We start from the raw sequence: 9,799 nt of genomic DNA, 5'->3' as shown, positions 1-9,799 counted from the left end.
CCCATCTTCTCGGTTTCATCCCCCCCCCCCCCCCCTCTCCCCCCTAGGTTTTGTGTGCTCCCCCCGCAAGAAGGAGGGAGCCCCTCCCCCCCCCCCCCCCCCCCCCCCCCCCCCGCCCCCAACTTCCTTACCGCTCAGCTCCCGGACGGTCCGGGAGGGCCGTCGTCCTCGCGGCCTCCGGGCTCACCCCGGTTGTCCCCGTCTTCACCGCTGTCGGCGGTGCGGGGCGGCTGCTGCTCCTGCTCGGCGTCGCCGCCGGATTCCGCGGGTGTGCCCGTCTCCGGCCGCGGCGGCAGCGGGGGCTTGGTGCGGCCGCCGGCCGGGTCGCGCAGATACGAGCTGCCCTCACCGCCGTCCGTCGCATGACCGCCGGGCCCTCCGCCGTCACGCCGGCGCAGATACCGCTCGAACTCGCGGGCGATGGCCTCACCGCTCGCCTCGGGCAGCTCCGCGGTGTCGCGGGCCTCCTCCAGCGTCTGGACGTACTCGGCGACTTCGCTGTCCTCCGCGGCCAGTTGGTCCACTCCGAGCTGCCAGGCCCGTGCGTCCTCCGCGAGTTCGCCCAGCGGGATACGCACGCCGATAAGGTCCTCGAGCCGGTTGAGCAGGGCCAGCGTCGCCTTGGGGTTGGGCGGCTGCGAGACGTAGTGCGGCACGGCCGCCCACAGGCTCACGGCCGGCACGCCGGCATGGGTGCACGCCTCCTGGAGGATGCCGACGATGCCGGTCGGTCCCTCGTACCGGGTCTCCTCAAGGTCCATCGTCCTCGCCAGGTCCGGATCCGAGGTGATCCCGCTGACCGGGACCGGGCGGGTGTGCGGGGTGTCGCCGAGCAGCGCGCCCAGGATCACCACCATCTCGACGCCGAGTTCATGGGCGAAGCCCAGGATCTCGTTGCAGAACGACCGCCAGCGCATGGATGGTTCGATGCCCCGGACCAGTACGAGGTCGCGAGGCTTGTCGCCGCCGATCCGGACCACGGAGAGCCGTGTGGTGGGCCAGGTGATCTTCCGTACTCCGCCGTCCAGCCACACCGTGGGCCGGTTGACCTGGAAGTCGTAGTAGTCCTCGGCGTCGAGCGCCGCGAACACCTCGCCCTTCCATTCCCGGTCCAGGTGTGCGACCGCGGTGGAGGCGGCGTCGCCTGCGTCGTTCCAGCCCTCGAACGCGGCCACCATGACCGGGTCGATCAGCTCGGGCACCCCCTCGAGCTCGATCACCCAGTGCCTCCTTCCGAAGTTCCCTTTCGTACGCCCCAACCTTACGGCTTTCCCCGTCCCGCACCGCAGCCCCCGTGCACGGCCGGGTGAACTCGGGTGCGGTCGCACATACGTCGCAGCGGCGGGCACTGGAACCTTGGATTAATCCGAGCAATTCAGCGTCGTCGGCGTTTGAGGCGCGGGGTTCGGGGCGGAGCCCCGACAAGGGCGCACGGCCGCCTTCGCCGGTCCACCTGCGGCCGGGCCGGCCGTGGGAAGGTGCCCCAGCGGCCTCGTTCCAGCCCCGTGCCGGTCGACGGGTGCCTGGCGGCAGCAGGGAGGCAACCGACGCGCTGCCGCCGGGCCACGGGGAGCTCGGCCCGAGGCCGGGCGGCTGCGACCCGGACCGCTACAGAGCGGCGCGGAGCCGCCGCTCCGCGCCTGCGACGTGCACCGTCGCCCACGACCGTGCCGCCTCCCCGTCCCCGTCGCGCAGCGCCGCCAGGATCGCCCGGTGTTCGTGGAGCGTCCGGCTGACGGCGTCCTCCTGGGCGAGGCCGCGCCAGACGCGGGCGCGGGTCGTCGGCCCGGAGAGGCCGTCCAGCAGTGCGCAGAGCACCGCGTTGCCCGACGCCTGGGCGATGCCCCGGTGGAAGTCCAGGTCCGCCGCGACGAGTTGCTCGACCGACGGCTCGGTGCCGAGCGCGTCGAGTCGCGCGTCGAGCGAGGCCAGTTCGGCACCGGAGATCCGGCCGGCCGCCATCGCCGTGGCCGCCGGCTCCAGGATGCGGCGCACGGCGAGGAACTCCAGCGCCGTGTCGTCCCGGTGGAAGTCGACGGCGAAGCTCAGTGCCGCCAGCAGCAGTTGGGGGTCCAGGCTGGTGACGTACGTGCCGTCGCCCTGGCGTACGTCGAGGATGCGGATGAGCGACAGCGCACGGACCGCCTCGCGCAGCGAGTTGCGTGACAAGCCGAGTTCGGCCGCGAGCTCGCTCTCCTTCGGCAGGCGGTCGCCGGGGCGCAGCGCGCCGGAGGCGATCATCTCCTTGATCTTCTCGATGGCCTCGTCGGTCACTGCCATGGCGTCGCCCCATCACGCTCGGGAACAGACATCGGATGTCTGAGCGTACAGCGAGGGCGGCCCCGGTGGGGCCGCCCTCGTGTGACGCGAGATGGACCGGATCAGGCCTTCCGGCCCAGCACGTCCTCGACACGGCCGCGGATCTCGTCCGTCGCGAGACCGCGGATCGTCAGCGTCGTACGGCGGCGCAGCACGTCGTCCGCCGTCTCGGCCCACTCGTGGTCGCGGGCGTACACGACCTGTGCCCAGATCTCCGGCGCGTCCGGGTGGATGCGCTCGGCCAGCGCCGGGTCCTCGTTCGCGAGGCGGGCGATGTCGAACGACAACGAACCGTAGTGGGTGGCGAGGTGACGCGCCGTGTCGGCCGCCATCCGCGGGCCGGGGGTGCCCCCGTCGACCAGCAGACGGTGCGCGACCGCGTTCGGGTTGGCGATACCGGGCAGCGGGAGCTTCTTCGGCAGGTGCGCGATCGGCTCCATGTCCTCGGCGAGCGGACGGCCCGGCAGGGTCGCCAGCTTGTTCATCACCGTACGGCCGATGTGGCGGAATGTCGTCCACTTGCCGCCGGCCACCGACAGCATCCCGCCGCGGCCCTCGGTCACGACCGTCTCGCGCTTGGCCTTCGAGGTGTCGCCCGGTCCGCCGGGCAGCACCCGCAGACCCGCGAAGGAGTACGTGATCAGGTCGCGGGACAGCTGCTGGTCCCGGATCGAGAACGCGGCCTCGTCCAGGATCTGCGTGACGTCCTTGTCGTTGACCGCGACATCCGCCGGGTCGCCCTCGAACTCCTCGTCGGTCGTGCCCAGCAGCAGCATGTCCTCCCACGGCAGGGCGAACGTGATGCGGTACTTGTCGATCGGCGTCGCGAGCGCGGCCCTCCACGGCGAGGTGCGCTTGAGCACCAGGTGCGCACCCTTGGACAACCGGATCGACGGGGCTGCCTCCGGGTCCTCCATCCTGCGCAGGTGGTCGACCCAGGGGCCGGTGGCGTTGAGCACCAGGCGGGCGGTGACGCCGAACTCGGTGCCGTCGGTGCGGTCCCTGAGCTCCGCGCCGGTGACCCGGCCCTTGGTGAACCGCAGCCCGGTGACCTCGGCGTGGTTGAGGACGGTCGCGCCCGACTGGGCGGCGGCGCGGACCGTCATCAACGCCATGCGGGAGTCGTTCATCTGGTCGTCGCCGTAGACGGCGACGGCCTTGAGGTTCTCGGTGCGAAGCTCCGGCACGTCCCGTTGCGCCTTCGCCGCCGATATGACGTGACCGACGCCGTCACCGAAGGCGGAGAGTGCCGAGTAGGCGAAGACGCCCGCGCCGAGCTTGGCCGCGCCGTGCGGCCCGCCCTTGTAGACGGGCAGGTAGAAGGTGAGCGGGTTGGCGAGGTGCGGGGCCACCTGCCGGGAGACCGCGCGCCGCTCGAAGTGATTCTCCGCCACCAGCTTCACCGCGCCGGTCTGCAGGTAGCGCAGACCGCCGTGGAGCAGCTTGGAGGAGGCGGAGGAGGTGGCGCCGGCGAAGTCGCCGGCGTCCACCAGGGCCACCCGCAGCCCGGACTGCGCGGCGTGCCAGGCGGTGGAGATGCCCAGGATGCCGCCGCCGATCACCAGGAGGTCGTACGTCGCCTTGGAAAGCTGCTCCCGGGTCTCGGCGCGGCCCGCTGCCTTGAGGGAAGACACAGCCGAGCCGGAGGCCGGGTGCGTCCCAGCGGCGGGGACGCTCTGCAGGGTGGTCATTCTTGCTCCTCGTCAGTTTTCCTCGTCGAGCCAGCCCATGGTCCGCTCCACGGCCTTGAGCCAGCTCTTGTACTCGCTGTCACGCTTGTCAGCGTCCATGCGGGGGGTCCACTCGGCGGCCCTGCGCCAGTTGGCGCGCAGCGCGTCGGTGTCCGGCCAGAAGCCGACGGCCAGGCCGGCGGCGTAGGCGGCGCCGAGGCAGGTCGTCTCGGCGACCATCGGGCGCACGACCGGTGCGTCCAGGAAGTCCGAGAGGGTCTGCATCAGCAGGTTGTTGGAGGTCATGCCGCCGTCGACCTTGAGTGCGGTCAGCTCGACGCCGGAGTCCTTCGTCATGGCGTCGGTGATCTCTCGGGTCTGCCAGGCGGTGGCCTCGAGAACGGCGCGTGCGATGTGCGCCTTGGTGACGTACCGGGTCAGTCCGGCGATCACACCGCGGGCGTCGGAGCGCCAGTACGGGGCGAACAGGCCGGAGAAGGCCGGCACGAAGTAGGCGCCGCCGTTGTCCTCGACCGAGGACGCGAGGGTCTCGATCTCGGCGGCCGAGTTGATCAGGCCCATTTGGTCGCGCATCCACTGCACCAGCGAGCCGGTGACGGCGATGGAACCCTCGAGGGCGTACACCGCCTTCTGGTCGCCGATGCGGTAGCCGACGGTGGTCAGCAGGCCGTTGTAGGAGTTGACGGGCTCGTCACCGGTGTTCATCAGCATGAAGGTGCCGGTGCCGTACGTGGACTTGGCCTCGCCCTTCGAGTAACAGGTCTGGCCGAACAGGGCCGCCTGCTGGTCGCCGAGCGCGGAGGCGACCGGGATGCCGTCCAGGGCGCCGCCCTTGGCGAGCCCGTACACCTCGGCGGAGGACCGGATCTCCGGCAGGATCGCGGCCGGGACCTCCATGGACTGCAGGATCTTGTCGTCCCACTCCATGGTGTGCAGGTTCATCAGCATGGTGCGCGAGGCGTTGGTGACGTCGGTGACGTGGACTCCGCCGTCGACTCCGCCGGTCAGGTTCCAGATGACCCAGGAGTCCATGGTGCCGAAGAGGATCTCGCCGCGCTCGGCGCGCTCCCGCAGGCCCTCGACGTTGTCGAGCAGCCAGCGGGCCTTCGGTCCGGCGAAGTAGGAGGCCAGCGGCAGGCCGGTCTCACGGCGGTAGCGGTCCTGGCCGACGTTGCGGCCGAGCTCCTTGCACAGGGCGTCGGTGCGGGTGTCCTGCCAGACGATGGCGTTGTGGACGGGCTCGCCGGTGTTCTTGTCCCACAGCACCGTGGTCTCGCGCTGGTTGGTGATGCCGATGGCCTTGACGTCGGCGGAGGTGATGCCGGCCTTCTCGATGGCGCCGGCCACGACTTCCTGGACATTGGTCCAGATCTCGGCGGCGTCGTGCTCCACCCAGCCCGGCTTCGGGAAGATCTGCTCGTGCTCCTTCTGGTCGACGGAGACGATCCGGCCGTCCTTGTCGAAGACGATGCAGCGGCTGGAGGTGGTGCCCTGGTCGATGGCCGCGATGAACGGTCCGGTGGTGTGTGCGTCGGTCACGGTCTGCTCCTGCTCAGGTCTCTTGGAATACGGCTCGTGCAGCTGATACGGCTCAGGCGAACGCGATGTTGTAGATCCCCGCAGCGATGGCAGCACCGATCAGCGGACCGGCGACAGGGATCCAGGCGTAGCTCCAGTCGGAGCCGCCCTTGTTCGGCAGCGGGAGCAGTGCGTGCACGATGCGCGGGCCCAGGTCGCGGGCGGGGTTGATGGCGTAGCCGGTGGGGCCGCCGAGCGAGAGACCGATGCTGACCACGACGAAGGCGACGATCAGTCCGCCGATCGGGCCGAGACCCTTGCCGCTCTCGTTGAGGCCCTGGGTGAGCACTGCCAGGACCAGCACGATCGTGCCGATGATCTCGGTGGCGAGGTTCTGCCAGACGTTGCGGATCTCGGGTCCGGTGGAGAAGACGCCGAGGACGGGACCGGCCTGGGAGGCGGGCTCGTCGTGCGGGCCCTCGATGGCCTTCTCGTCGATCGGCTCGCCGATGACCTCGGGGTCGGTGAGGTGCGCGCGGAACTGTCCGTAGTAGGCGATCCAGACCAGGGTCGCGCCGATCATGGCGCCGAGCAGCTGACCTGCGATGTAGACCGGGACGTTGCCCCAGTCGTTGTCCTTGATCGCGATGCCGAGGGTGACGGCCGGGTTGAGGTGGGCGCCGGACAGCGCGCCCGTCATGTAGACCGCGGTCATGACCGCGAAGCCCCACCCGAAGGTGATGGCCAGCCAGCCGGCGTTCTGCGCCTTCGAGCGCTTGAGCACGACGGCGGCGACGACGCCACCACCGAGCAGGATGAGTACGGCGGTACCGATGATCTCGCCGATGAAGATGTCGGAGTTGGACACCCGCGACTCCTTTGTCCTTCGTCCAGGGGGAAGGCGAACCCCGGGTCCCTCCGGTGGTCCGCGCCCTCAGCAGAGGGCGTGCTCCCGGCCAGGCGTTGCCACACTCTAGCGTGTATTGCCGTTAAGTGTTCGGCATTGCCGACCGGTGAACGGCAGTTTTGTCCTCCGTAAACATGACGTCAAGGGTTGTGGTTGGCGAAAACCGGATCGTTACCGATGATGCGCCCGAACGATCAGAAGCGCCCGGCGCCCAGGTCCCTGGAAACCGCGCGGGCGCAGTCCCGTACCGCCGCCACCAGTTCGGAACGCAGCTCTCCGTCGTTGCAGACGCGCTCGACGGCACCCGTGATGGCGACCGCCCCCACCGGCATGCGGCGCCGGTCGTGGATCGGGGCGGCGACGGCGGCCACGCCCTCCCAGGTCTCCTCCACATCGGCCGCCCAGCCGCGGGCCCTGGTGTGGTCGAGCACCGACTCGAAGCCCTCGGGGTCGGTGACCGTCTTCGGTGTGAAGGCCTTGTGCTCGACCTCCAGCGCCTCCGTGTGCGCCACGGGGTCGTAGGCCGCCAGGACCTTGCCGAGGGCCGTGGAGTGCAGCGGCTGCATGGCCCCCACCTCGAGGACCTGCCGGCTGTCGTCGGGCCGGAACACGTGGTGCACGACCAGTACGCCGTGCTGGTGCAGCACGCCGAGATGGACGCTCTCGCCGCTGGAGCGGGCGAGGTCGTCGGTCCAGACGAGGGCGCGGGCCCGCAGCTCGTGCACGTCGAGGTAGCTGTTGCCGAGCCGCAGGAGCTCCGCGCCCAGCTGGTAGCGGCCGGAGGCGGCGTCCTGTTCGACAAAACCCTCCGCCTGGAGGGTGCGCAGGATGCCGTGGGCCGTACCCTTGGCGAGATCCAGCGACGACGCGATGTCCGACAGGCCCAGCCGGCGCTCACCGCCCGCGAGCAGCCGCAGCATGGCAGCCGCGCGCTCGAGCGACTGAATGTTCTTCGCCATCGGATCGGCCCTTCTTCACGCGGTTCGACAATGCTGAACACTATCGGTCGATGTCGACCTCGGTCACGGCGGACCGAAGTATCTCGCGCGAGAGGCCTGTGAAGAAGCCGCTGTGCCCGCTCCCGTCCGGCTCGTGGGACGCCTCCGCCCCCTGAGGGCCCGCACGGCTACGCTGGCTGCGTGCGCCTTCTCCCCGGAAGACGCAAAGCCGACAGCCGTCGCATCCCAGGGAGCACATCCATGGCCTCGTTGCCGACCCCCTCCGCTGACAGCCGGACCCGTATCGACGCCCTGCGCCAGGCGCTCGCCACCCGGGTGGTGGTGGCCGACGGGGCGATGGGCACCATGCTCCAGGCCCAGGACCCGACGCTCGAGGACTTCGAGGACCTCGAGGGCTGCAACGAGATCCTCAACGTCACGCGGCCCGACATCGTCCGCTCCGTCCACGAGGCGTACTACGCCGTCGGCGTGGACTGCGTGGAGACGAACACGTTCGGCGCGAACCACTCGGCGATGGGGGAGTACGACATCCCCGAGCGGGTGTACGAGCTGTCCGAGGCGGGCGCCCGGATCGCCCGCGAGGTGGCCGACGAGTTCACCGCCTCCACCGGGCAGCAGCGGTGGGTGCTGGGCTCCATGGGCCCGGGCACCAAGCTGCCCACCCTGGGACACGCCCCCTACACGGTGCTCCGTGACGGCTTCCAGCAGAACGCCGAGGGCATGATCGCCGGCGGCGTGGACGCCCTCATCGTCGAGACGACCCAGGACCTGCTGCAGACCAAGGCCGCGATCCTGGGCGCGCGCCGTGCCATGGAGGCGACGGGGGCCGATCTCCCGCTGCTGTGCTCGCTGGCCTTCGAGACGACCGGCACGATGCTGCTGGGTTCGGAGATCGGCGCCGCGCTCACCGCGCTCGAACCGCTCGGCGTGGACATGATCGGCCTGAACTGCTCGACGGGTCCGGCGGAGATGAGCGAGCACCTGCGCTACCTCTCGCGTCACTCCCGTATCCCTCTGCTGTGCATGCCCAACGCGGGCCTGCCCGTCCTCACCAAGGACGGGGCGCACTTCCCGCTCGGTCCCGAGGGGCTCGCCGACGCGCAGGAGCAGTTCGTGTCCGACTACGGCCTCTCGCTGGTGGGCGGCTGCTGCGGTACGACGCCCGAGCACATGCGTCAGGTCGTCGAGCGGGTGCGGGGTTCGGCGCCGTCGGCGCGCGAGCCGCGTCCGGAGCCGGGTGCCGCGTCGCTCTACCAGACGGTGCCGTTCCGTCAGGACACCGCGTACATGGCGATCGGTGAGCGGACGAACGCGAACGGGTCGAAGAAGTTCCGCGAGGCCATGCTCGAGGGCCGCTGGGACGACTGCGTGGAGATGGCCCGCGACCAGATCCGCGAGGGCGCCCACATGCTCGACCTGTGCGTCGACTACGTCGGCCGTGACGGTGTCGCCGACATGGAGGAACTGGCCGGACGCTTCGCGACCGCCTCGACCCTGCCGATCGTGCTGGACTCCACCGAGGTCGAGGTCATCCGGGCGGGGCTGGAGAAGCTCGGTGGCCGCGCGGTCATCAACTCGGTCAACTACGAGGACGGCGACGGACCGGAGTCGCGGTTCGCGAAGGTCACCGCGCTCGCCAAGGAGCACGGTGCCGCGCTGATCGCCCTGACGATCGACGAGGAGGGCCAGGCCCGTTCGGCCGGGCACAAGGTCGCCATCGCCGAGCGGATCATCGACGACCTGACCGGCAACTGGGGCATCCACGAGTCGGACATCCTCATCGACACGCTCACCTTCACCATCTGCACCGGCCAGGAGGAGTCCCGCAAGGACGGCCTCAACACCATCGAAGCCATCCGGGAGCTGAAGAAGCGTCACCCGGAGGCGCAGACCACGCTGGGTCTGTCGAACATCTCCTTCGGCCTCAACCCCGCCGCCCGGATCCTGCTGAACTCGGTCTTCCTCGACGAGTGCGTGAAGGCGGGCCTGGACTCGGCGATCGTGCACGCCTCCAAGATCCTGCCCATCGCGCGGTTCGACGAGGAGCAGGTCAACACGGCCCTGGACCTGATCTACGACCGGCGCAGCGATGGCTACGACCCGCTGCAGAAGCTGATGGAGCTGTTCGAGGGCGCCACCACCAAGTCACTGAAGGCCGGCAAGGCCGAGGAACTGGCCGCGCTGCCACTGGACGAGCGGCTCCAGCGGCGCATCATCGACGGCGAGAAGAACGGCCTCGAAGCCGACCTGGACGAAGCCCTCACCAGCCGCCCAGCCCTCGACATCGTCAACGACACCCTGCTGGCCGGTATGAAGGTCGTCGGCGAGCTGTTCGGCTCCGGGCAGATGCAGCTGCCGTTCGTGCTGCAGTCCGCCGAGGTGATGAAGATCGCCGTCGCGTATCT

The 9,799-nt window shown here is 70.1% G+C and carries 7 protein-coding genes; 1 reads left to right on the top strand and 6 read right to left on the bottom strand.

Going from position 1 to position 9,799, the window contains the following annotated elements; genetic code table 11:
• Positions 1-134: 134 nt before the first annotated feature.
• The 6 genes from ACZ4SA_RS19140 to ACZ4SA_RS19115 all read right to left on the bottom strand — a co-directional run bounded on the left by ACZ4SA_RS19140 (position 135) and on the right by ACZ4SA_RS19115 (position 7,394).
• The gene (locus ACZ4SA_RS19140) at positions 135-1,220 is read right to left on the bottom strand and encodes a PAC2 family protein (protein WP_468275802.1); all 1,086 of its coding nucleotides are present in this window, start codon (positions 1,218-1,220) and stop codon (positions 135-137) included.
• A gap of 388 nt (positions 1,221-1,608) precedes the next feature.
• Positions 1,609-2,280, bottom strand: coding sequence for a FadR/GntR family transcriptional regulator (locus tag ACZ4SA_RS19135; RefSeq protein WP_468275800.1), 672 nt, complete (start codon positions 2,278-2,280; stop codon positions 1,609-1,611).
• Between the two features lie 101 nt (positions 2,281-2,381).
• Positions 2,382-4,010: a glycerol-3-phosphate dehydrogenase/oxidase gene (locus tag ACZ4SA_RS19130; protein ID WP_468275797.1), complete on the bottom strand. Its 1,629-nt coding sequence runs from the start codon at positions 4,008-4,010 to the stop codon at positions 2,382-2,384.
• Positions 4,011-4,022: 12 nt separating this feature from the next.
• Complete coding sequence (glpK, locus tag ACZ4SA_RS19125; protein WP_468275795.1) at positions 4,023-5,549, bottom strand: glycerol kinase GlpK; 1,527 nt, start codon at positions 5,547-5,549, stop codon at positions 4,023-4,025.
• A 52-nt stretch (positions 5,550-5,601) separates the two neighbouring features.
• Positions 5,602-6,396, bottom strand: a complete 795-nt coding sequence (locus ACZ4SA_RS19120) for an MIP/aquaporin family protein (protein WP_468275793.1) — start codon at positions 6,394-6,396, stop codon at positions 5,602-5,604.
• 233 nt (positions 6,397-6,629) lie between these two features.
• On the bottom strand, positions 6,630-7,394 hold the full coding sequence (locus ACZ4SA_RS19115) for an IclR family transcriptional regulator (protein ID WP_468275791.1): 765 nt from the start codon (positions 7,392-7,394) through the stop codon (positions 6,630-6,632).
• Positions 7,395-7,634: 240 nt separating this feature from the next.
• Here ACZ4SA_RS19115 and ACZ4SA_RS19110 point away from each other — a divergent pair.
• Positions 7,635-9,799: homocysteine S-methyltransferase family protein (locus tag ACZ4SA_RS19110; RefSeq protein WP_468275789.1), on the top strand; the 2,165-nt coding region annotated here is incomplete at its 3' end.

This window comes from Streptomyces sp. NPDC027962, assembly GCF_055566095.1.
This window is presented reverse-complemented; position numbering and strand designations above follow the sequence as displayed.